The sequence below is a fragment of the Candidatus Accumulibacter sp. ACC007 genome (genome assembly GCF_907163205.1).
GTDB lineage: Bacteria > Pseudomonadota > Gammaproteobacteria > Burkholderiales > Rhodocyclaceae > Accumulibacter > Accumulibacter regalis.
In genome coordinates this window covers 77,978-99,094 of record NZ_CAJQUD010000009.1, presented here as the reverse complement: position 1 = coordinate 99,094, position 21,117 = coordinate 77,978, and the positions used below count along the sequence as shown (strand labels likewise).

Genomic DNA, 21,117 nt, shown 5'->3' with positions numbered 1-21,117 from the left:
GACTTGATCGCCATCCGGGCCCTGGCACCGGCGCTTCGTCCGCGAATGCGGAAAGTTCTCTGCGCTCCTTGTACTGCTGTCGCTGGGTCAATCCGGGAGGGTCATGGTGACCTTCGTACCCGTGGCCGGAAGGCTGTCGAACTCGATCTCGCCACCGTGGGCGCGCACGATGTCGCGCGCCACCGTCAGCCCCAGACCCGTTCCCTTGCCGACTGCGCGGGTGGTATAGAAAGGATCGAAGACGCGCGGCAGGGCGCTTTCTTCAATGCCAACGCCGTTGTCGCGCACCTCGATGATCACCTGCCGGCCGTCGAAGCGGCTGCTGACGCGCAACTCACCTTCGCCTCCCTTGCCTTCGATGGCTTGCGCGGCGTTACTGAGTACCGCCAGAAAGGCTTGCGAAAGATGCCCGGGAAGGCACAGCAGAGGTTTCAGTTCACCCAACTCGCAGATCAGAGTCGCGCCAGATGGCAGCTTCTTTTCGGCCATTTTGCACGCGGTACTGAGCAGGGCGTTGATATCGACAACGTCCTCCTGCGGCTTGTCGACGTTCGAGAAGCCCTTGAGGTCGTTGACGATGCGCGCCACCCGATCGACGCCGGCGATACTGTCCCGCAGCAGCGCAGAAAAATCCTCGAGCGTGAACTCGGTGTCCGTGCTGGCCAGGATCGCTTCGCCACCCGGCAGGTCCTTGACCGCCGTGGCGAGATCGTCCAGCTTGACGAGGTAGGTCTCGGCGGTGCTCAGGTTGCTGCGCACGAAGGCGATCGGATTGTTGATTTCGTGCGCGACGCCTGCAGCGAGGGCACCCACAGACGCCAGGCGCTCTGCCTGATAGGACTGGCGCTGCCGCTCGTCGCTCAGTTTCACCTCGGCCGCGACACGGGCGTCGAACTGCTCGGAAAGCGCTTTGTATTGCGCCTGCAAGTCCTCCGGCGCGGTCTCTTGCGGCGGCTCTGGTTGAGCCGGCGCTTGCTTTTCGGCGGTCGGTGCGGCTGCTTCGATCAGGCAACGCGCAAGCGCGCGCAACAGCGTTTCGATCAGTCGCGCGGCGGCGTTGCACAGCGCCGGCTCGGCCAGTGGCGCTTGCAGATAGCCGATCGGCTGCTGTTCGAGACGCAGCGCCACGCGGCCCTGCGCAGGCAGGTCAGGTCTGCCGAAAATCACGCTTCCGGAGAGATCCTCCACAGCCACCGGAGAGCCTAGCAACGCGCTCAGCGCAAGGCCAAGATCCTCGCTGTCCCTCGCCGCAAGCAAGGCCAGAAATGACCGGTTCTGGTCCGCAACGCTCACCGATCCGCCCACTGCGACCTCATTGCCCCCTTCGCCAGGCTTGCGGCGGCCGGACTGGGCTCATCGCCGCGCACTGAAATTCGTCAGCTCGCATCGTGCCGACCGTGAACCCGCACCATACGCCCTAATCGCGCGCGCCTGTGCACTTTCGGAAGCCGCGGCGACGAGCCTGCGCCGCCATTTGCGCTGGCCAGCGGGAGGGAGCAATGGCTGGCGCCCGGCGGCACGGCAAAGACGCCGCAGGCGTCCATCCAGGGGCACGTGGCTGCTGGCGTCGCGGCGAGCGAGTGGGAGCCTCAATCCTTGTTCAACGCGTCGGGGTCGAGCATCACCGAACCGTCGGGCCCCCAATGCACGCGGGTGATGCCGGGTTCGAGTGCTTCCAGGCGCTGGCGTTCGAAGTCCTCCGGGCTGAGCCGGCCCTGCTGCAGTCGCGCTTCGTCGGCGATTTTCTGGGTTTCGTTCTGCAGCCCCTGCAAGGCCAGGGCTTGGGCGATCGTCGTCACCAGTTCGTAGTCGTTCCACGGCTTGGCAATGAAGCGCAGGATGCCTGCTTCATTGATCGCCGCGATCAGCCCATTGAGGTCGGCGTAGCCGGACAGGATCAGGCGGGCTGCATTCGGTTGCAGCTCGCGGAACTCCTTGAGAAAGGCGACGCCGTCCATGCCCGGCATGCGGAAGTCGGAAAGCACCAGGTCGTAAGGTGTGCCGAAAGCGTTTTCCAGGGCCTGGAGCGGGTCAGCGCAGGTATCCACAATCAGCGGGTATACCTTGCCGCCCGCCGTGCATGGGGTCATGGCGAGCAGACGCCGCAATGATTTGAGGATGTTGTCTTCGTCGTCGACGATCAGGATACGAGGCATTGCTAAGCTCCTCCCGGAAGCTAACGCTGCTTGCTATGGTTACGGACGTGCAGTACCAGGGGCAGGCTTTCCCGTTTGGCGTAGGCCTGGATCTCGCGCACCAGGTTGGCGTCGAGAACGTAGTCGGTAGCCAGCAGCAAGGTTCCGTCACGGGCGAGGAGATCGCGGGCGAGGACCATGCCGATCTTGAGCTGGTCGACCGGAACCTCTTTCTCCTGTCCGGCTTCGTCCCGCGGTCGGCCAAGAAGTTCGACCAGGGCGTCGACGACCGCCGGGCAATAGCGTTTGCCTCGCGATTTGACCAACAGCATCCTGGCGTCGTCGGCACTGAAGCGCTTTTCCGACAGCGTGCCGATCTGCAAGCCATCGTAGTCGTTGGCTACGGCCAATATGCGCGCGCCAAGCGGGATGCCAAGGCCCTGCAGGGCATCGGGAAAACCCTGCCCGTCGAAACGCTCGTGGTGCGCGCGGATCAGGTCCGCGGCGCTTTTCAGATCGGCGAGTGGCAGCAGCGCGCTGGCCCCCGCGACGCTGTGCTTGCGGTAACGTGACAACTCTTCCGAAGTCAATTTGGGGACCGGTTTGGCGAACATGGCGTCGGAGAAGCCGATCTTGCCGATGTCGTGGAGGAGGCCGGCGATGAAAATATCCTGCTGCGCCTTGGCGTCCAGTTCCAACTGGATGGCCAGTTTGCGCGACAGGTCGGCGACGCGGCGGGCGTGTCCGCCGGCCGACCCCTCGCGCAGTTCGAGGAGCGTCGAGAAGACCTTGATCGAAACCAGGAAACTCTGCTTGAGCGTGTCGTTGGCAAGGTTGAGGAAGCCATTGACCTGCTCAAGTTCTGCGGTGCGTTCCTGGACCCGCGCCTCGAGGCTGCTGTTGAGCGCTTTGAGTTCTTCGTTCTGGTTCTGGGTCAAGGCCAGCAGACGCGCGTTTTCACTCCGCAGACGCTGGCTTTGCAGAGCGTCACGCACCATCAGCACGATATCGTTGTCGTCCCAGGGCTTGGAAACGTAGCGGTAGATCTCGCCCTTGTTGATGGCGTTGACGGTCGAGCCGATGTCGGCGTAGCCGGTCAGGAGAATGCGGATGATGCGCGGCCAGCCGGTACGCACCTGTTCCAGGAACTGGGCGCCATCCATTTCCGGCATGCGCATGTCGGAAATCACCAGGTCGACGTCTTCCTTGGCCAGCAGTTCGAGTCCTCCGGCGCCACTTTCGGAGGTCAGGATGCGATAGCCGCAGGGGCGGAAGAGTCGCCGCAAGGCGCTGAGGATCGACGGTTCGTCGTCGACCAGGAGCAGTGTCTGGGGGGGCGAGGTCTGTTCGGTCATTGTCGCGCTAGAGCACCTGGGCCTTGGCCCGCTGGTCGAGGAAGGGCGGAGCAAACTGTGCGCCGATGCGGCCCCGTTCCGGCAGAAGGCCGTCTGGTTGCGTTCTTCAACGCGGTACTCTACCTCATTCCGGACGCGGCTGAGCGCGTTGGCGAGGTCTTTTTTGTACCTCCTGCGTGACCCTCTCGCCGCACCATGCGACGACTCTGTCTTGCCAATGGCTGATTGCGTTCGCGCCGCGCAATCGACAATAGTTTTCTCAGCCAGGCTCCGAGGGAGTATCGTTCGTACCATCTGGGTGAGGGCCAATCTCATATGGACGAGCGCGTGTTCGTAGAACCTGAGCAGCTTGCTATCGGCATGTTCGTGATCCTCGACCTGTCGTGGCTCCAGCATCCCTTCAGCTTCAGCAGCTTCCTCATTCAAAGCGATGATCAGTTGGCGACCCTGCGCGGTCTGGGTCTCGACAGGATCAGGATCGATCCCGCGCGGGGCAAGGGTCCCGTTTTTCCAGTCGAGGCCGAGCCGCCGCAAGTGCCGCCTGTGGTTACCCCGGAGACAGCGCCCGAGGTGGTGACGCGAACCGACCAGGACCTGCGGAGTGAGCGCAATCGCGTCCTGCGTTCGAGCATTGCCAACGCGGAAAAGGAGGCTGCAGCCGCCGCGCGCAGTACTCGTCAAGCGACCCGGCAGTTCCGTTCCGAACCCGGCAAGGCGATCGAACAGATCGGCACGCTGATTGCTGGAATTGCCGAATCGCTGCTCGGCAACGGCGCGACGATGGTTCATCTGCTCGGTGACAAGGGCGCAGGCGACGAGGTCTATTACCACTCACTCAACGTCGCGGTCCTGGCGCTGATTCTCGGCAAGGCCATGGAACTCGACGCCGAGGCCTTGCAGACGATCGGGGTGGCCGCCATTTTTCACGATGTGGGCATGGCCGAGCTGGCGCCCCGGGTGCGCCTCAAGAGCGAAGCCTTGACGGTGGCGGAAGAAGCGCTTCTGCGCCACCATTGCGAAGCTGGCGCCAAGCTGGCGCTACGCAGCGGCTTGCCGCAGGAAGTGGCCCTCGCCATCCTCCAGCATCACGAACATCTGGACGGCTCGGGTTACCCCAATCGCCTGTCGGGCGAGAAAATAGGCCAGGTGGCGCGGGTTATTGCCATTGTCAATCACTATGATCATCTGTGTAATCCGGCCCAGGCCGCGGCGGTCGTCACTCCCTACGAGGCGCTGTCCACGATGTTCGCCAGGAAGCGGAACTGGTTTGACGGCGCCATGCTCGCCAAGCTGGTGCACGTTCTCGGCGTGTACCCGCCCGGAAGCATCGTGCAGCTTTCCAGCGGCGAGACGGCGTTGGTCATCTCGGTGAATGCGGCGCGGCCCTTGCGGCCCATGCTCCTGGTTTACGACCCGCAGATCCCGAAGGCAGAGGCGCTTATCCTCGACCTTGAGGAGGTGCCGCAGATCAGCATCAGTAAAGCCTTGCGGGCAGTCAACCTGCCACCGCCGGTGCACGAGTATCTCAGTCCGCGAAAGCGCGTGGCGTACTTTTTCGGTGATGATGCGCGTGTTGACTAGCGTCGTCGGGAGGCTTCATTCTCCCTTCGCGGACCTACGGCGGAGCGACCGCGAAGCAGAAAATATGGCCAATCACTTCGTCATCGCGTAGTTGCGGGGACGCGTGCCAGTGGCAGCTTGCCCCGTTCTGTCGCTCAAAAATGCCGCTGAGGCGAGCGGCCGGGGCAAGGAAATGGGCGAAAAGCTCGGCCGTTGTCTCGACCGGTGTCGTCGCCTGGGCAGCAATCCAGCGCAGGATGGCCTCGCCGCCGGTGGCTGAGAGCAGGTCTTCAGGCAGCGACCAGAGGTTTTTTAGCCGGCGATTGATGTGCGCCAGCCGGTGTCCGGCATCGAGGACCAGCAAACCCTCCGATGTTGCCTCGAGAACCGACGCCATCTCGGCGTTCAGTCTTTCCAGTGACGACTCGATGGTCCGTTCGTGGCGCAGGTCATGCGCCAGCACGAGCACGTACGGGTGTTGGCCATCGGCGGCGTTCGAGGTCGACTTGCGCACCGGGAGAAGGCTCCCGTCGCGATGCTGATATTCGGTTTCAAGCCCGTGTAGCGGCCGGAAAGTGCCGTCGGCGATTTCGTCCCAGTAGCACAGGTCTACCGGCAGGAGCTCGATTTCGCCGATTGCCGTGCCGGCCAGCTCCGGTGACCCGGCCGATCCCGGCGCTGCGTAGCCGAGCAGCGTGCTGGCTGCGGAGTTGGCGGTGACGATCACGCGCCGGCGCACATCGACGAGCAGCAGGGCGTCCGGAATGGCGTCGATGATGGCTCGGTTCAGCATCGAAACGCGGGCGTTCTCGTTCTTCAGTTCGTAGTGCTCGAAGGCGTCCGCAAGGTGCTCGCGCAGAAGCTCGTCATCCCAGGGCTTGGTCAGGAACTTGTAGATGGCGCCGCTGTTGATCGCGTCGGTGATCGAGTTCAGCTCGGTGTAACCGGAGAGGACGATGCGGATGGTGTCCGGATACTTCTCCTTGACCTTGCTCAGGAACTGCGAGCCGGTCATCCCCGGCATGCGTTGGTCGGTGACGATCACCCCGACCGGTTCCCGCTCCAGGACGGCCAGCCCTTCCTCACCGCCGAGGGCGACATGAATGACATAGCCATCGCGACGCAGCATGCGGCGCAGGGAGCGCAGGATGCTTTCCTCGTCGTCGACCAGCAGCAGGTGGCGGACGGGCTTGGACAACTCATCGAAACTCAGGTCCATGGTGCGCTCGCTTTCGATTGTCGGCCGAGGCCGATTCTATCCACGACAGGCAGTGCGATCGTGTGCGTCCTTGCCGGTTATCGTCTCACAGATTCTCGCCCGGACGCACGAAGAGTGGCTGCGTTGGTACAGCGCGTGGCGGCGGCGCGGCGTACAAGGTGTGCTAAGCGTGTTTCGCGGCGGCGACGCCTGCGGTGCGACGACGGCGCCATCCGGCAAGCGCCTTGAGCAGCGGCCAGCGGTAGAGCGTCAGATGGTAGATGGTGCGCTTGTTTGCCGTCCATTTGGTGTGCCAGTCCATCAGGCGACCATAGTACTCCAGCCGCTCGATTGCCTTTTCCGCATAGAGTTGTTCCATCTCGTCCTGACAAAGCAGGAAGGCCGGTGAGTAGGACTGGATGCTCTCATCGTAGGTTGTCTTGAGGACGACCAGCGTCCCCTTGCGGCGCAGGCAGAGGTTGGAGGCGACGACCCGATCGTCGAAGAGATACTCATAGACCACGGCCTCGCCGCGCGCGGCGGCGGCATTCAGCAGGGCGCCATAGAAGCGACCCTGGGCATTGTCGCGGTGGATCGCCGTGCCTTGAGCGGCCTTCCAGCCGGCACTCTCCAATACACCGTAGCGCTCGATGGCGCCGTCGATGTCGGCTGGCGAGGTCCAGGCGCGCAGTTGCCCGACGATGCCTTCGTTGGCCAGTTTGTTGCGTTGCTTGCGCATGTTCTGGCGCAGGTTCTTGCCGCGTGCGTTCCAGTAGTCGTCGAAGTTGCCGAGCAGGTCGATCCAGCCGGTTTCGATGTAGTCACTGTTTTCGCTGTCCGCACCGTCGTCGCCACGTGGCGCAAACAGTGGATCGATCTGGGTGACGGACAGAGCGAGGCAAAAGCCAAGCGGCCCTCGGCTCAGGCTGCGGGCGAGATCCGGCAGGTGCAGCTGGGTTTCAGCCACCCAGGCCCCGAGCGGGATCTGCGACGCCTGAAACGTACTCCACTTGTATTTCCCGGTCGGCACGAGAAGAAACAGGGCGACGATCGAGGAAGCGTCCCGGCCGACGAGAAGTCTTTCCTGGCCATCGGCGAAGTTGTCGAGCGCGGCGATCATCGCCTCCGCGGTCAGAAAAGGCAGGTCACCGCGGGCGGCGTTGAGGCGGTTCCAATCAGCCTGAAGGTCGGGGCTCTGCAGCAGTGCCGCGGCGGGCAGATTCTTCCAGAGCAGAGAAGCAGTTGTTGACATGATCGGGCGTCTTTCCGTGGTTGTTCGACGCGGCGAAAGCGTTTGCCTAGGCTTGCGGGTTGGCCAGCAAGCTCAGGGTCGCCAGCGCCGTGTTGGTGACATCGCTGTCGTCTAGGTTCTGATGGCACAGCAGTTGCAGGACGTGATGGCTCCATTCGGGGCCGACATCATCGCGTAGCTGTGGTGTCCCGGGCCAGAGGTTGTCCCAGCGAAAGACCGGGAATTCCTGTGCGCGCAGCGCATGGTAGATGCGATCGGGCTCTTCGACCCACAAGGGGAAAACGTAGGGTATGGCGTCGGCATCCAGCGGGGGAAGGAGCGCTCGCGCACCGCGTACCTGCGCAAAGTGTCGGGCATAGATGGCAAAGTTCTGCCGCCGTCGCGCAATGATCGGGCCACGCGGCAAGGTCGCTTTCAGCGCCAGCGCTGCCCATAATGGCGCTTGCGAGATACGTTCCATGTCACAGCTCTGCATCATTCGGGCCAGGGCCGAGGCCTCTTCGCCGCCGCCCGTTGCCTTGTGCTGCCCGAGCGCGTTCTTGAGTCGGAAGATGCTTGCCAGCAGGCGATTGAGGCCGGCAAGGCGCCCGTGCCGGACGGCGATCTCAAGGACGTCGACGCAGCCCTTGAGTTGTGCCTTGAAGCCCGGGGCAGAAAGGGGCAGGGGGGTGAGGGCTTGCCCGGCGGAGGCCAGTACGCCGCCTTCGGGAACCGGAAAGAACTTGGACAGGCTGGCCGTGGAGAAGTCCCCCCAGGTGCCCACTGGCCTTTCGCCGGCGTCGCCGAAGTAGCTGTGCGCGCAGTCTTCGATGAGCGCGATCCGATGCTCATCGCACCACTGCCGGACTTCGGCCAGTGATCGCGCCAGACCGAAGTAGTGCGAAACGATCATCGCCTTGGCCCTGCCTGCGGTGGCCGCGTCCACGCTGTTCAGATGGGGTAGTCCGTCGGCACGAATGGCAAAATAGCCGACTTCAAGGCCGGCCAGGATTGCCGGTGCGATCATCGTCGGGCAGTGGTAGCTGGGTGCCAGGACCAGGCTTCCGGGTGGCAGGCGCAGTTGCAGCAGGGCGTGATAGATGGCCGCGCGCCCGCTGGTGGTCGTCACCTTGTGCCGGAGGTCGTCGATGCTGCTGACGCCCGCCGACGTCGGCTTCCCGGCAAAGCTGGACCAGTCGAGGACCGGGCTGCGTGGCAGCGGCGAACGTTCTGTGGCAGTTGGTTTCATTGCGCGTCGGGTCTATTCTCTTTGTTGGCTGGGCAAGGGGCTGGCGGCGAAGCTTGCCGGGCGTACCGCTGCGCACCTGCTGGCGCAATCAACGGCGCAGCGACCGAGGTCGTCGTCTGCAGCCAGGCAAGCCCTGCTGCTCTCAAACCATGGTCTCGAGGCAGGCGGGATGGCCGAGAAAGGCCTGCGGACTGGCGCTGGCGCCGTAGGCGCCGGATTGAAAGATCACCACCAGATCCCCCGCTTCGGCGACGGCCAGTTCCATCCGGTCGGCGAGCAGGTCGAGCGGCGTGCACAGCGGGCCGACGACGGAAACCATTTCACGCTCGCCCGGCGCCATCCGGTTGCCAATGGCGACCGGGTAGTTCTTGCGGATGACCTGGCCGAAATTGCCCGACGCCGACAGATGGTGGTGCAGACCGCCGTCAGTGACCAGGAAACAGTGGCCGCGCGAGATCTTGCGGTCGACGATGCGACTGACGTAGATGCCCGCTTCGCCGACCAGGTAGCGCCCCAGTTCAATTACCAGTTCGGCTTGTGGGAGTTCCTTCGCCGCGCGTTGGGTGATCGTCGCCAGCCCGGCGCCAATCGGTGCCAGGTCAAGGTGCTTTTCCCCGGGGAAGTAGGGGATGCCGAAGCCGCCACCAAGGTTGAGGAAACGAACCGGCGAGGGCGCTTCCCGAGCCAGGCGCAGGGCGAGGTCGAAACTTTTGCTCTGCGCCTCGACGATCGCTTCCGGCTTGAGATTCTGTGAGCCGGCAAAGAGGTGGAAGCCCTCGAAGGACAGCCCGGCGCGGCCGATCTCGGTGAGCAGCGCCGGCACCTGCTCGGCGTCGACGCCGAATTGCTTGGCACCGCCGCCCATCTTCATTCCCGAGCTCTTCAGTTCGAAGTCGGGGTTCACACGAACTGCGATGCGCGCCTTGTTGCCCGTCTGTGCGCTGATGGCTGCCAGTTCGGCGACTTCACGGAACGATTCAACGTTGATCAGGATGCCGGCGGCGACGGCCTGGCGCAACTCCGCGCCTTGTTTTCCCGGCCCGGCGAAGCTGATATCGCGCGGATTTGCGCCGGCGTCGAGGGCGACCTTCAACTCGCCGGCAGAGGCGACGTCGATGCCGTCGACCAGTCCTGCCATGTGGCAGACCAGCGCCGGCATCGGGTTGGCTTTCATCGCATAGTGCAGTTTCAGTGCTGGCGGAAGGAGGGCGCGCAGCTCGCCAACCCGCCGCGTCAGCAGGCTGCGGTCGTAGGCGTAGAAGGGGGTTTGTCCGACGCGCGCGGCGAGTCGGGTCAGCGCCATGCCGCCGACGACGAGTTCACCGTCGGCAACCGGGAACTGGTCCATGGCTGCGTGGCTGGGGAAGCTGCGTTGCACTTCGTTCACCGGTGCTCCTTTGCTTGCGCTGCTGCGGTCGCATCGCGCTGCCTGGCGAGGAACTCGTCAGCCAGCAATTTTCGATCGATCTTGCCGTTGGGATTGCGCGGCAGAGCCCCGGGATGCACGGTGACCGCCGCCGGTACCATGTAGGCGGGCATCCGGCGGCGGCACTCGGCGAGCAGTTCGGCGCTGTCCAGAGCGCTGCCCGAGGCGGGCGTGGCGATGACCTGGATGGCCTGGCCGAGCGTCGGGTGGTCGACGCCGAAAGCGACGCATTCACCGACCAACCGGGTCGCGTAGAGGACTTCTTCGACTTCGGTCGGGCTCACCCGGTAGCCCGAGGTCTTCATCATTTCATCGCGACGACCGATGAAGTAGAGAAAACCTTCCTCGTCGCTGCGCACCGTATCACCCGAGAAGACGGCAATTTCCGGGAGCACCAGGCCGGCATCGCGACCCGGTGTGGTGGCGGGCAGCGGTTTGTAGCGTTCGGCCGTCTTTTCGTGGTCGTTCCAGTAGCCCATGCCGACCAGCGCACCGCGGTGCACCAGTTCGCCGGGTTCGTGCGCGGCGCACGGCGAGCCGTCTTCGCGCAGCACCAGTATCTCGGCGTTGGGGATCGCCTTGCCGATCGAATCGGGGCGCCGGTCGACTTCGTCCGGCGGCAGGTAGGTCGAGCGAAAGGCTTCGGTGAGACCGTACATCAGATAGGGTTTGCTGGCCGGCAGGTGGCGGCGCAGGCTGGCCAGCGTTTCGCGCGGCATGCGCCCGCCGGTATTGGCAAAATACCGCAGGTGCTCGCTGATCGCCGCTGGCCATTCCAGTTCCGCGAGCTGAATATAGAGCGGCGGTACCGCGGTCAGCCCGGTCACCTGTTCGCGCGCCAGCGCCTTGAGCACGTCGCGCGGCAACAGGTAGTTGAGCAGGACGACGCGCGCACCGGCGTGGAAAGCGGTGGTCAGCTGGCTGAAACCGGCATCGAACGACAGCGGCAGGGCGGCCAGCAGCGTGTCGTCGGCCGTGTTTTCGAGGTAGCTGGCGACGCTCTTGGCGCCGGCGACCATATTGCGGTGCGAGAGAACGACGCCTTTCGGCTTGCCGGTGCTGCCCGAGGTGTACAGGATCGCCGCCATGTCGGTGTCGATCACCCGGTGACCACTCTGGCCGCCGGCATGCAGCAGGTCGTCCCAGCGCAGGTAAGCGAGCGGACCGTCAGCGGCGGGCGGCGGCTCGCTGCCGGTCACCAGCACGTGGCGCAGATCGTGGCACGATGACAGCACGGGGGCGAGCAGCGACAGACGTTCGCTGGAGGTGAGCAGCGCGCGGACATTGCAGTCACGCATGATGTAGGCCACCTGGTCGGCCTTGAGCAGTGGATTGAGCGGCACGAAGACGCAACCGGCGGCGGTCGCGCCGAAACTGGCGACGACCGTTTCGAAGCGCTTTTCCAGGTAGATCGCGATGCGCTCGCCGCGCTGCAGTCCGAGGCCGACGAGGCCGGCGACGAGGCCGTCGATCGACTGTTGCAGCTCGCCGTAGCGCATCGACTGCTTGCCGTAGCTGAGCGCGATGGCGTCCGGATTGCGCGTGGCGGAGTGGCTGATCAGTTCGGCGAGCAGGCTTGCATCAGTCATTTTTCTGGCGCGAAGTGACTATGGAGAAGGTCCCGATTCTAACGACAAGCGGCGTTTCGACTGTGAAATTATTTGCCGTTGACGAGAGAATGCGGTGCTCGCCGTGGGCGCCGTTCGCTGACCGGTCGCGAGTGTTCATGGGCCGGCATGGGCGACGGTGCACGCCGCTTCGGCGGCCAGCAGCGCCTGTTTTCGGTCGCCTCCCCAGCGATAACTGCCGATCTCGCCATTCTCGCGAATGACGCGATGGCAAGGAATCAGCACCGCGATACGGTTGCGTGCGAGCGCCGAACCGACCGCGCGTTGTGCGCGCGGGTGCTCGATACGCGCCGCCAATTCGCCGTACGAGACGACTTCCCCGGGGGCGACGTTGATCAGCGCCTGCCACACCTTGAGCTGGAAATTCGTGCCCTTGAGCAGGACGTGGAGCGCTTGTCCCTGGCTGCTCCGAGCGAAGGCGCGGGCGATGCTCGTGGCCAGTGCCGCGTCGTCGCGGACCAGCCGAGCGTGCTGCCAGTCGGCTTGCAGTTGCCGTGCGGCGTCGCTGGCGTCGCCGGCGTCGAGATGGTCATTGGCGTTCACGAACTGCAGATGGCACAGCCCGCGCGGGGTAGTGCCGGCAATGACCCAGCCGAACGGCGTCGGTCCGAAGCCATAGGTGATCAGCAGCCCTGCGCCCAGCGAGCGCACCTCGCCCGGCGTTGCCGCGTCGCAGGCGACCATCAGATCATGGAGCCGGCCGGGTCCGGAGAGCCCTGCCGCGTGCGCTGCGGCGAGGACGTCGTACTCGCCACGCAACAGCGAGCGGGCGTGTTCGGTGGTCAGGTATTGCAGGAAGCGCTTCGGCGAGATGCCGACCCAGACACTGAACAGGCGCTGCAGATGAAAATGGCTCAGGCCGACGTGCGCGGCGACCTCCTGCAGCGTGGGCTGACAGGGCCTGCGCTCCCTGACGAAGCGAATCGCCCGGGCGACCGTGTCGTAGGCACGACAGCGGGCAGCGAGCTCGTTCATTCCGTTTGGCCGCGCGGGCCGAGCAGGCCGGCGGTCAGCGCGATGCCGGTGAGGATCAGTGCGCCGCCGATCAGGGTGTGCCAGCCGACCGCTTCGTCGAGGAACAGCGCAGCCCAGAGGACGCCGAAGACGGGAATCAGAAAGGTCACCGAAAGCGCGCGCGTCGGGCCGACGTCTTCGATCAGGCGAAAGTAGAGCAGGTAGGCGGCACCGGTGCAGACGATGGCCAGTAGCGACACGGCTGCCCAGTCGCCGCCGTCCGGCGCATGCCGGACCGGGGCAAGAAGAAACATCGGCAGCAGTACCAGCGTGGCCATCCACATGCTGCCGTGGGCGTTGGCGAAGGGTGTTGCCAGGCCGGGGTGGGCCTTGGTGTAGATGCTCGCCAGGCTGTAGGAGAGCGGCGCGAGCAGCCCGGCGGCGACCGCTGGCCACTCGGCACTACCGGCCAGCGCGAGGTTCTGGCCAACGAGGACGCTGACCCCGGCCAGGCCGCAGCCCAGACCGAGGGCGACGGCGCCGGTCAGCGGAACGCTCAGCCAGAGCGTCCCGATCGCCGCTCCGAAGAGCGGCGAGGTGGCGTTGAGAATGGCCAGCAGCGACGCCGGGAGCGATTGCGCCGCGTAGGCGAAAAGAAGGAAGGGGAGCGCCGAGTTGAGGACGCCAATGCTCAGGAAGTACTTCCACTTGCGACCCATTTCCAGGGATTGCTTGAGGACGCGGGCGACCAGCCAGAGAAATACCGCGGCAATGCCGACGCGAAAGGTGATCAGCGCGACGGGTCCGAAAGCGGCGACGCTGACGCGCATGAACAGAAAAGAGGCGCCCCAGATCGCAGCGAGCAGGAACAGTCGGGTGATGCTGGCAGCAGTCATGACAGCCTTTCGTATGGGGGGTGATAGGCTGCGATTGTCGTCTCGGCAGCGCTCCCCGGCCACCCGATTCTTGCGCATTCTGGCGATGGTACGCAGCCGCGGCCGTGGCTCGGGCGCCAATCGTCGACGCTGGGTGAACGCACCAGCGGCAGTGGGCTCGGGCGCCAACGGACGGGGCAGGCGCGCGGCTTACCTGCCGCCCTTGCTCCCTCCCTTGTCCCAGGCATAGCGGACTGTTCGCTGCCAGCGTGTGTCCGCCTGGCGTAGTGCGTTCCCGGGCGGCGAGGGTGGCTGCCGCGCGGGCATTTTCGGGGTGGACGCTGGCTGCGGCTTGCCGGGACGTGCAGGCTTGTCGGTCATCGGGCTGGCTTCGGATCAGCGCGCTGGGCGCTATGGTAGACTTTGCACCCATTCTAACGCTCAAGAGAAAGCCATGTCCGGCAACACGATTGGCACGCTGTTCACCGTGACTTCGTTCGGTGAGTCACACGGTCCGGCGATCGGCTGCGTGGTTGATGGCTGCCCGCCCGGGCTGGCGATTTCGGAAGCCGACATTCAGTGCCAGCTCGACCGTCGTCGGCCAGGAACCTCGCGGCATGTGACGCAGCGGCGCGAGCCGGATCAGGTCGAGATCCTCTCCGGCGTTTTCGAGGGCCGCACGACGGGAACGCCGATAGGCCTGCTGATCCGCAATCAGGATCAGCGCAGCAAGGACTACGGCAATATTGCCGAGACCTTCCGCCCGGGGCACGCCGACTACGTTTACACGCAGAAGTACGGTTTTCGCGATCATCGCGGTGGCGGTCGCTCGTCGGCCCGCGAGACGGCGGTGCGTGTCGCCGCCGGGGCAATTGCCCGCAAGTGGCTGGGCGAGCGCTACGGGGTCAGCATCAGCGGCTGGATGAGCCAGCTCGGGCCACTCGAGATTCCCTTCCTGGATGCCGCGGCGATCGCCGGCAATCCGTTCTTCGCGCCGAATGCGACGATCGTTGCCGAGCTCGAGGAGTACATGGATCAACTGCGCAAGGCGGGCGATTCGGTGGGCGCGAAGATTACCGTCGCTGCCCACGGCGTACCACCCGGTTGGGGCGAACCGGTCTACGACCGGCTGGATGCCGAGATCGCCTACGCGATGATGAGTATCAACGCGGTCAAGGGCGTCGAGATCGGCGCCGGTTTTGCCAGCGTTGCCCAGCGCGGCAGCGAGCATGGCGACGAAATGACGCCGCAGGGCTTCCTCAGCAATCACGCCGGCGGGGTGCTCGGCGGAATTTCCACGGGCCAGGACATCGTCGTCAGTCTGGCGATCAAGCCAACGTCGAGCATTCGCCTGCCACGCCGTTCCGTAGACCGCTCGGGCAACGCGGCAAGCGTCGAAACGCATGGCCGGCACGACCCCTGCGTCGGCATTCGAGCGACTCCGATTGCCGAAGCGATGCTCGCGCTGGTGTTGATCGACCATGCTTTGCGCCATCGCGCCCAGTGTGGCGACGTGCGTTGCGCCACCCCGCGTATTCCTGGCGCGGCAAGCGATGCCGGGGAGGTGTGACGCTTGCCGGTGGCTCTGGTTATAATCGCCTGGTCTGGTCGCGCATCGGGCCGACCGGGATCAGCGAGAGGCTAGGATCATGCACATCGAGCATCACGACCTGCACCATGATTTCCCCGAGTATCTGGATTCGATTCACGCCCTGAAAGCCGCGAGCCAGCCGTTCGGCGAGATGTATGACGAATACCATCAACTGACGCGCGAGGTCGAGCGTCTCGAAGAGGAAGACCTGCCGGTCGACGACTTCACCATCGAAACGATGAAGAAACAGCGCCTGCTGCTCAAGGATCAGATGTACCGGATGCTGGTCGCCTACAAGAACAGCGATTGAGCGCCTGAGAAAACGCACAAGCGGACAAACGCGCGACCCGCTAGCCGAGCTGGCGGCCGCCGGCTGCCGGCGCGCCATCCGGTAGAATTACCGGATGCAAGCTCTGCCCTACTGGCGTCTTTCCGGTTACTACTTCTTCTATTTCGCCTTCATCGGCGCTTTCTCTCCGTATTTCGGGCTCTACCTTCAGTCACTGTCGTTTTCCGCCTGGGACATCGGTCTGCTGATGTCCCAGATGCAGCTGATGCGCCTGTTCGCGCCCTATCTGTGGGGCGCCCTGGCCGATCGTATGGGGAAACGGGTGAGCATCGTGCGCCTCGCCGGCGTCCTCAGCCTGATCGGTTTCTCGAGTTTTTTTGTCGTGCGCAGCTTCGAGGCGATGCTGCTGGCCATGGCCTTGCTGGCTTTTTTCTGGAGTGCCGCACTGCCGCTGGTCGAGACGCTGACTTTTGATCATCTGCGCGAGCAGCCGGCGCGTTACAGCCGTGTCCGGCTGTGGGGTTCGATCGGTTTCATTGTCGCGGTGATGGGCACCGGTGCGCTGCTCGACCAGTTGCCGCTCTCGGCGCTGCTGTGGGTGATCGCGGCGACCCTGGGCGGGATTCTGATCTACGCTCTGGCGGTTCCCGAGGCGCCGGCGCATGGGGCGACGGATGCGCAGGTGCCGGTCGGGGAAATCCTTCGCCAGAGGCGGGTCAAAGCGCTCTTTGCCGCGTGTTTAGCCATGTCGGCGGCGCACGGCGCCTTCTACGTTTTCTACTCGATCCACCTCGCTGACCATCACTACAGCAAGTTCGCCGTTGGCTGCCTGTGGTCGCTCGGCGTTCTCGCCGAGATCGTGGTCTTCTTCTTCATGGTCGGCTTGCTGCGTCGTTTTGGACTGCGTACCATTCTTCTCGCCAGTTTTGCGGCCGCGATCGCGCGCTTCCTGATGATCGGCTGGGGCGTAGACAGCGTGCCGCTGATCGTCGTTGCGCAATTGCTGCATGGCCTGACTTTCGGTGCTTACCACGCGGCGGCGATCGCCGCCGTCAATCGCTGGTTTCCCGGTCGCTGTCAGGCGCGTGGGCAGGCGCTGTACTCAAGTCTGTCGTTTGGCGCCGGAGGCCTGCTCGGCAGTTTGCTGAGCGGCTGGAGTTGGGACGCCTGGGGCGCCGGGCCCACCTACACCATGAGCTCGGCGTTTGCGCTGCTTGGCCTGGTCTTTGTCGCCGTCGGCGTGAAGAGCGGCGATTTCGACGATCCCGGCGGCAGCCACCCGGCGCCAATTGCCGGGATTGCACAAGGTTCTGGAGGTAAAGAATGACTGTCCTTTCCTGCGCTCGTGGCGCACTTGTCGTGCTCGCTGCCGTTGCCGTTACGGGCTGTGCGACGACCCGAACCACCGGCAGCGGCAGGGTTGGCGTCGATCGCGAGCAGACCATGCTGGTTTCGTCGGCCGAGGTCGATCGCTCGGCCGCCAAGGCTTACCAGGAAGCGATGCACGCGGCGCAGAGCAAGAAACTGCTCAATCGCGATGCGCAGCAGACCGAGCGGGTGCGGGCAATCGCTCGGCGGCTGATCCCGGTGACCGCCGCTTTTCGCCCCGATGCGCCCGGCTGGAAGTGGGAAGTCAATGTGGTCAGCTCCAAGGAGCTCAACGCTTGGTGCATGCCCGGCGGCAAGATCGCGGTATATACCGGCTTGATCGAGCAGTTGCAGATCACCGACGACGAACTCGCCGGGGTGATGGGCCACGAAATCGCGCACGCGCTGCGCGAGCACGGGCGTGAGAAAGCTGGCCAGGCCGCAGGCCTGAACGTCGCGGCAGCCATCGGCGGGGCCTTGATCGGCGCCTATTTTGGCGTTGATTCCGGTCTCGGGCAGAGCGTCATCGGCGGCGTCGGCGACCTGGCTTTCATGCGCCCAAATTCTCGGGAAATGGAGCAGGAGGCCGATCGCATGGGCGTCGAGCTGGCGGCGCGAGCCGGCTACGATCCGAGTGCGGCGGTCTCGCTGTGGGAGAAGATGGGGCGTGTCTCGGCAGGGCAGCCGCCGCAGTGGCTGTCGACGCACCCCTCGCATGGGTCACGGATCGCCGATCTGCGCGCTTATGCGCAGCGCGTGGAGCCGCTCTACCTGGCGGCGCGCCAGTCGCGCTGATCGCTCGCGCGGCAAGCGGTTCATGGCCGGGCGTGCAAGCCGGCGCTGACAGCGGACGGTGCGCTGTGACATAATCCTGCCCTCCATTGGCTCTCACCGGGGCCGAACTTCGTCGGATCGTCGACCTATGCCGCAGACCTTGTACGAAAAACTTTGGCAGGACCACGTCGTCCATCAACAGGCCGACGGGACCGCGCTGATCTATATCGACCGCCACCTGGTACACGAGGTGACCAGTCCGCAGGCCTTCGAGGGCTTGAAGCTGGCCGGCCGCAAGCCATGGCGGGTGTCTTCGATCGTCGCTACGGCGGACCACAACACGCCCACCGATCATTGGGATCGCGGCATCGAGGATCCGATCGCACGCCTGCAGGTCGAGACGCTGGACGCCAATATCCGCGAAGTCGGCGCGCTGGCCTTTTTCCCGTTCAAGGATCCGCGCCAGGGGATCGTGCACGTGGTTGGCCCGGAGAACGGTGCGACGCTACCCGGGATGACCGTCGTCTGCGGTGATTCGCATACCAGTACGCACGGTGCCTTCGCGTGCATGGCGCACGGCATCGGTACTTCCGAGGTCGAGCACGTCCTGGCGACGCAGTGCCTGCTGCAGAAGAAGTCGAAGACGATGCTGCTGCGCGTCGACGGTTTGCTCGCCAAGGGTGTCACGGCCAAGGACGTCGCGCTGGCGATCATTGCCCGCATTGGTACCGCCGGTGGCACCGGCTATGCGCTCGAGTTTGCCGGCAGCGCGATTCGCGGGCTGTCGATGGAAGGGCGGATGACGCTCTGCAACATGGCCATCGAAGCGGGCGCGCGCCTGGGTATGGTGGCGGTTGATGAGGTGACCATCGACTACCTGCGCGGCCGTCCGTTCGCGCCGAAGGCCGAGCAGTGGGAAGGTGCCGTTGCCCACTGGCGGACTTTGCGCAGCGACGACGGCGCCGAGTTCGACAGCGTCATCGAGTTGTCCGCCGAGGCAATCCGACCGCAGGTGACCTGGGGGACGTCTCCCGAAATGGTGGTGGCGATCGATGCCTGTGTGCCGGATCCGGCGCAGGAGCCCGATCCCGTCAAGCGCGAGGGGATGGAGCGGGCGCTGGTTTACATGGGGCTTGGCGCCAATGTGCCGATTCGCGAGATTCGCCTCGACAAGGTCTTCATTGGCTCGTGTACCAATTCACGGATCGAGGATCTGCGTGCCGCCGCGGGTGTCGTGCGCGGCAAGAAGGTGGCCGGCAGCATCCGCCTCGCGCTGGTCGTCCCCGGTTCGGGGCTGGTCAAGCGGCAGGCCGAGGAAGAAGGGCTCGACGAGGTCTTTCGCGCCGCCGGTTTCGAGTGGCGCGAGCCTGGATGTTCGATGTGCCTGGCGATGAACGCCGACCGCCTGGAGCCCGGCGAGCGCTGCGCTTCGACTTCGAACCGCAACTTCGAGGGTCGCCAGGGGGCCGGTGGTCGCACCCATCTGGTCAGCCCCGAGATGGCTGCGGCGGCGGCGATTGCCGGGCATTTTTGCGATGTGCGCGAGTTGCTCTGACGCAAAGGAGAAGAGATGAAACACTTGACATTGTTGTTCGGCGCGCTTGCCGTGGCGCTTTCGCTGACTGCCTGCAACACCGTGCAGGGCGTCGGCAAGGATATCTCCAAGGGCGGGCAGGTGATTGAAAAGGCGGCCAAATAGGGGCGCCAGACAAGGAAGAGAATGGACAAGTTCGTTCGTCTTGAAGGCTTGGTGGCGCCACTCGATCGGGCCAACGTCGATACCGACGCGATCATTCCCAAGCAGTTCCTGAAGTCGATCAAGCGTTCGGGCTTCGGTCCGAACCTGTTCGACGAATGGCGCTACCTGGACGTGGGTGAGCCGGGCAAGGACAATTCGCAGCGGCCGCTGAAGCCCGATTTCGTCCTCAATCAAGCACGCTATCAGGGCGCGCAGATTCTGCTGACGCGCAAGAACTTCGGCTGTGGCAGTTCGCGCGAGCACGCGCCCTGGGCCTTGCTCGACTTCGGCTTCCGGGCGGTGATCGCCGAGAGTTTCGCCGACATCTTTTTCAACAACTGCTTCAAGAACGGCATTCTGCCAATCGTCCTGCCGGCAACCGACGTCGACGCCCTGTTTGCGCTGGTCGACTCGACGCCGGCTTGTCGATTGCTCGTCGACCTCGAGCAGCAACAGGTGGTGTGCCCCAATGGCAAGGTCTTGCCGTTTGCCGTCGATGCCTTCCGCAAGGAGTGCCTGCTCAATGGCTGGGACGACATCGGATTGACCTTGCGCCACGCCGAGCTGATCAAGGCCTTTGAAGAGCGCCGTCGTAGCGAGCAGCCCTGGCTGTTCGCCTGAGGAATTGTAAATGAAGATTTGTCTTCTCCCGGGAGACGGGATTGGCCCGGAAATCATGGCCGAAGCGGTGCGCGTCCTGCGCGCACTCGATCTCGACTGCGCGATGGAAGAAGCGCTGCTCGGCGGTGGCGCCGTCGATGCCACCGGTGATCCGTACCCGGAAGCCACCCAGCGCCTGGCGCAGGCGGCCGACGCGGTGCTCCTCGGTGCCGTCGGTGGCCCGCAATGGGACGCGCTGCCGCGCGCGCTGCGCCCGGAGCGCGGTCTGCTCGCCATCCGCAAGCAGCTCGGCCTGTTCGCCAACCTGCGCCCGGCGATCCTTTATCCGGAACTGGCCAACGCCTCGACGCTGAAAAGCGAAGTCGTCGCCGGTCTCGACATCCTGATCGTGCGCGAGCTGACCGGCGACATCTATTTCGGTCAACCGCGCGGTATCGAGACGCGCGACGTCGATGGCCGTCAGGAGCGCTTCGGATTCAACACCATGCATTACAGCGAGAGCGAGATTCGCCGCATCCTGCGCGTCGCTTTCGAGGCGGCGCGCAAGCGCAGTGGCAGGCTGTGCTCGGTGGACAAGATGAACGTCCTGGAAACGACGCAGCTGTGGCGCGACGTGGCCATCGAGACCGCGGCAGACTATCCCGATGTCGTGCTCAGCCACATGCTGGTCGACAACGCGGCGATGCAGCTGGTACGCAATCCGAAGCAGTTCGACGTCATCGTCACCGGCAACATGTTCGGTGACATTCTCTCTGACGAGGCGGCGATGCTCACCGGTTCGATCGGCATGTTGCCTTCGGCGTCACTGGACGCCAACAACAAGGGCATGTACGAACCCTGTCACGGATCGGCGCCGGATATTGCTGGGCAAGGGATCGCCAATCCGCTGGCCACGATCCTCTCGGCGGCGATGATGTTGCGTTACACTTTTGCGCGTCATGACGCTGCCCAGCGTATCGAGAACGCGGTCAAGAAAGTGCTGGGCCAGGGCTACCGGACGGCCGACATCCATGAGCCCGGAATGCGGCAGGTCGGTACCCGCGAGATGGGCGACGCGGTGCTCGCCGCGCTGCAAGTCGAGTGCGTGAAGTGAGTGAAGTGATTCAACGGGATTTCTGGCAGAGG

The 21,117-nt window shown here is 64.5% G+C and carries 19 protein-coding genes; 9 read left to right on the top strand and 10 right to left on the bottom strand.

The features are described from left to right. Nucleotides 1–87: 87 nt before the first annotated feature. From QZ634_RS18140 to QZ634_RS18130, 3 genes are all read right to left on the bottom strand, one after another. Nucleotides 88–1,293: an ATP-binding protein gene (locus tag QZ634_RS18140; protein WP_291990862.1), complete on the bottom strand. Its 1,206-nt coding sequence runs from the start codon at nucleotides 1,291–1,293 to the stop codon at nucleotides 88–90. 296 nt (nucleotides 1,294–1,589) lie between these two features. Further along, the gene (locus tag QZ634_RS18135; RefSeq protein WP_291990860.1) at nucleotides 1,590–2,156 is read right to left on the bottom strand and encodes a response regulator; all 567 of its coding nucleotides are present in this window, start codon (nucleotides 2,154–2,156) and stop codon (nucleotides 1,590–1,592) included. 20 nt (nucleotides 2,157–2,176) lie between these two features. Then, nucleotides 2,177–3,490 (bottom strand): HD domain-containing phosphohydrolase, encoded by a 1,314-nt coding sequence (locus QZ634_RS18130; protein WP_291990858.1) that lies wholly within the window; start codon nucleotides 3,488–3,490, stop codon nucleotides 2,177–2,179. A 327-nt stretch (nucleotides 3,491–3,817) separates the two neighbouring features. Between QZ634_RS18130 and QZ634_RS18125 the strand changes: the two genes are divergently transcribed. Continuing rightward, nucleotides 3,818–5,071 carry an HD-GYP domain-containing protein gene (locus QZ634_RS18125; protein WP_291990856.1) on the top strand — a complete coding sequence of 418 codons (1,254 nt, stop codon included), beginning with the start codon at nucleotides 3,818–3,820 and terminating at the stop codon, nucleotides 5,069–5,071. A gap of 34 nt (nucleotides 5,072–5,105) precedes the next feature. Here the strand turns inward: QZ634_RS18125 and QZ634_RS18120 are convergent, their stop codons facing one another. The 7 genes from QZ634_RS18120 to QZ634_RS18090 form a co-directional block, all read right to left on the bottom strand. After that, the gene (locus QZ634_RS18120) at nucleotides 5,106–6,269 is read right to left on the bottom strand and encodes a response regulator (RefSeq protein WP_291990854.1); all 1,164 of its coding nucleotides are present in this window, start codon (nucleotides 6,267–6,269) and stop codon (nucleotides 5,106–5,108) included. Between the two features lie 163 nt (nucleotides 6,270–6,432). Further along, nucleotides 6,433–7,500 (bottom strand): GNAT family N-acetyltransferase, encoded by a 1,068-nt coding sequence (locus QZ634_RS18115; RefSeq protein WP_291990852.1) that lies wholly within the window; start codon nucleotides 7,498–7,500, stop codon nucleotides 6,433–6,435. A 46-nt stretch (nucleotides 7,501–7,546) separates the two neighbouring features. Beyond that, nucleotides 7,547–8,728: a DegT/DnrJ/EryC1/StrS family aminotransferase gene (locus QZ634_RS18110; RefSeq protein WP_291990850.1), complete on the bottom strand. Its 1,182-nt coding sequence runs from the start codon at nucleotides 8,726–8,728 to the stop codon at nucleotides 7,547–7,549. 142 nt (nucleotides 8,729–8,870) lie between these two features. Continuing rightward, nucleotides 8,871–10,115: a pyridoxal-dependent decarboxylase, exosortase A system-associated gene (locus tag QZ634_RS18105; protein WP_291990848.1), complete on the bottom strand. Its 1,245-nt coding sequence runs from the start codon at nucleotides 10,113–10,115 to the stop codon at nucleotides 8,871–8,873. Further along, nucleotides 10,112–11,743: an acyl-CoA ligase (AMP-forming), exosortase A system-associated gene (locus QZ634_RS18100; RefSeq protein WP_291990846.1), complete on the bottom strand. Its 1,632-nt coding sequence runs from the start codon at nucleotides 11,741–11,743 to the stop codon at nucleotides 10,112–10,114. The genes QZ634_RS18105 and QZ634_RS18100 overlap by 4 nt, the downstream gene beginning before the upstream one ends. A gap of 135 nt (nucleotides 11,744–11,878) precedes the next feature. After that, complete coding sequence (locus QZ634_RS18095) at nucleotides 11,879–12,757, bottom strand: methylated-DNA--[protein]-cysteine S-methyltransferase (protein ID WP_291990844.1); 879 nt, start codon at nucleotides 12,755–12,757, stop codon at nucleotides 11,879–11,881. Beyond that, on the bottom strand, nucleotides 12,754–13,632 hold the full coding sequence (locus tag QZ634_RS18090; RefSeq protein ID WP_291990842.1) for a DMT family transporter: 879 nt from the start codon (nucleotides 13,630–13,632) through the stop codon (nucleotides 12,754–12,756). Before QZ634_RS18090 ends, QZ634_RS18095 begins: the two co-directional genes overlap by 4 nt. Before the next feature lie 433 nt (nucleotides 13,633–14,065). Here QZ634_RS18090 and aroC point away from each other — a divergent pair, with 433 nt between their 5' ends. From aroC to leuB, 8 genes are all read left to right on the top strand, one after another. Next, nucleotides 14,066–15,181, top strand: a complete 1,116-nt coding sequence (gene aroC, locus QZ634_RS18085; protein WP_291990840.1) for a chorismate synthase — start codon at nucleotides 14,066–14,068, stop codon at nucleotides 15,179–15,181. A gap of 79 nt (nucleotides 15,182–15,260) precedes the next feature. Further along, on the top strand, nucleotides 15,261–15,512 hold the full coding sequence (locus QZ634_RS18080) for a DUF465 domain-containing protein (protein WP_291990838.1): 252 nt from the start codon (nucleotides 15,261–15,263) through the stop codon (nucleotides 15,510–15,512). A 94-nt stretch (nucleotides 15,513–15,606) separates the two neighbouring features. Continuing rightward, nucleotides 15,607–16,818 (top strand): MFS transporter, encoded by a 1,212-nt coding sequence (locus QZ634_RS18075; protein WP_291990836.1) that lies wholly within the window; start codon nucleotides 15,607–15,609, stop codon nucleotides 16,816–16,818. Beyond that, on the top strand, nucleotides 16,815–17,654 hold the full coding sequence (locus tag QZ634_RS18070) for a M48 family metallopeptidase (RefSeq protein ID WP_291990834.1): 840 nt from the start codon (nucleotides 16,815–16,817) through the stop codon (nucleotides 17,652–17,654). Before QZ634_RS18075 ends, QZ634_RS18070 begins: the two co-directional genes overlap by 4 nt. 127 nt (nucleotides 17,655–17,781) lie before the next feature. After that, on the top strand, nucleotides 17,782–19,188 hold the full coding sequence (gene leuC / locus QZ634_RS18065; RefSeq protein WP_291990832.1) for a 3-isopropylmalate dehydratase large subunit: 1,407 nt from the start codon (nucleotides 17,782–17,784) through the stop codon (nucleotides 19,186–19,188). Nucleotides 19,189–19,203: 15 nt separating this feature from the next. Continuing rightward, on the top strand, nucleotides 19,204–19,332 hold the full coding sequence (locus QZ634_RS18060) for an entericidin A/B family lipoprotein (RefSeq protein ID WP_291990830.1): 129 nt from the start codon (nucleotides 19,204–19,206) through the stop codon (nucleotides 19,330–19,332). Nucleotides 19,333–19,353: 21 nt separating this feature from the next. After that, nucleotides 19,354–19,992 (top strand): 3-isopropylmalate dehydratase small subunit, encoded by a 639-nt coding sequence (leuD, locus tag QZ634_RS18055; protein WP_291990828.1) that lies wholly within the window; start codon nucleotides 19,354–19,356, stop codon nucleotides 19,990–19,992. 10 nt (nucleotides 19,993–20,002) lie between these two features. Beyond that, nucleotides 20,003–21,085 carry a 3-isopropylmalate dehydrogenase gene (leuB, locus tag QZ634_RS18050; protein ID WP_291990826.1) on the top strand — a complete coding sequence of 361 codons (1,083 nt, stop codon included), beginning with the start codon at nucleotides 20,003–20,005 and terminating at the stop codon, nucleotides 21,083–21,085. Nucleotides 21,086–21,117 lie beyond the last annotated feature (32 nt).

What these genes read in the sequence shown, in the direction of transcription:
- QZ634_RS18060 (WP_291990830.1), top strand. Translation starts at nt 19,204, where the DNA reads ATGAAACACTTGACATTGTTGTTCGGCGCGCTTGCCGTGGCGCTTTCG.
- QZ634_RS18115 (WP_291990852.1), bottom strand. Translation starts at nt 7,500, where the DNA reads ATGTCAACAACTGCTTCTCTGCTCTGGAAGAATCTGCCCGCCGCGGCA.
- QZ634_RS18100 (WP_291990846.1), bottom strand. Translation starts at nt 11,743, where the DNA reads ATGACTGATGCAAGCCTGCTCGCCGAACTGATCAGCCACTCCGCCACG.
- leuD (WP_291990828.1), top strand. Translation starts at nt 19,354, where the DNA reads ATGGACAAGTTCGTTCGTCTTGAAGGCTTGGTGGCGCCACTCGATCGG.
- QZ634_RS18080 (WP_291990838.1), top strand. Translation starts at nt 15,261, where the DNA reads ATGCACATCGAGCATCACGACCTGCACCATGATTTCCCCGAGTATCTG.
- leuC (WP_291990832.1), top strand. Translation starts at nt 17,782, where the DNA reads ATGCCGCAGACCTTGTACGAAAAACTTTGGCAGGACCACGTCGTCCAT.
- QZ634_RS18130 (WP_291990858.1), bottom strand. Translation starts at nt 3,490, where the DNA reads ATGACCGAACAGACCTCGCCCCCCCAGACACTGCTCCTGGTCGACGAC.
- QZ634_RS18090 (WP_291990842.1), bottom strand. Translation starts at nt 13,632, where the DNA reads ATGACTGCTGCCAGCATCACCCGACTGTTCCTGCTCGCTGCGATCTGG.
- QZ634_RS18110 (WP_291990850.1), bottom strand. Translation starts at nt 8,728, where the DNA reads ATGAAACCAACTGCCACAGAACGTTCGCCGCTGCCACGCAGCCCGGTC.
- QZ634_RS18075 (WP_291990836.1), top strand. Translation starts at nt 15,607, where the DNA reads ATGCAAGCTCTGCCCTACTGGCGTCTTTCCGGTTACTACTTCTTCTAT.
- aroC (WP_291990840.1), top strand. Translation starts at nt 14,066, where the DNA reads ATGTCCGGCAACACGATTGGCACGCTGTTCACCGTGACTTCGTTCGGT.
- QZ634_RS18120 (WP_291990854.1), bottom strand. Translation starts at nt 6,269, where the DNA reads ATGGACCTGAGTTTCGATGAGTTGTCCAAGCCCGTCCGCCACCTGCTG.
- QZ634_RS18070 (WP_291990834.1), top strand. Translation starts at nt 16,815, where the DNA reads ATGACTGTCCTTTCCTGCGCTCGTGGCGCACTTGTCGTGCTCGCTGCC.
- QZ634_RS18095 (WP_291990844.1), bottom strand. Translation starts at nt 12,757, where the DNA reads ATGAACGAGCTCGCTGCCCGCTGTCGTGCCTACGACACGGTCGCCCGG.
- leuB (WP_291990826.1), top strand. Translation starts at nt 20,003, where the DNA reads ATGAAGATTTGTCTTCTCCCGGGAGACGGGATTGGCCCGGAAATCATG.
- QZ634_RS18135 (WP_291990860.1), bottom strand. Translation starts at nt 2,156, where the DNA reads ATGCCTCGTATCCTGATCGTCGACGACGAAGACAACATCCTCAAATCA.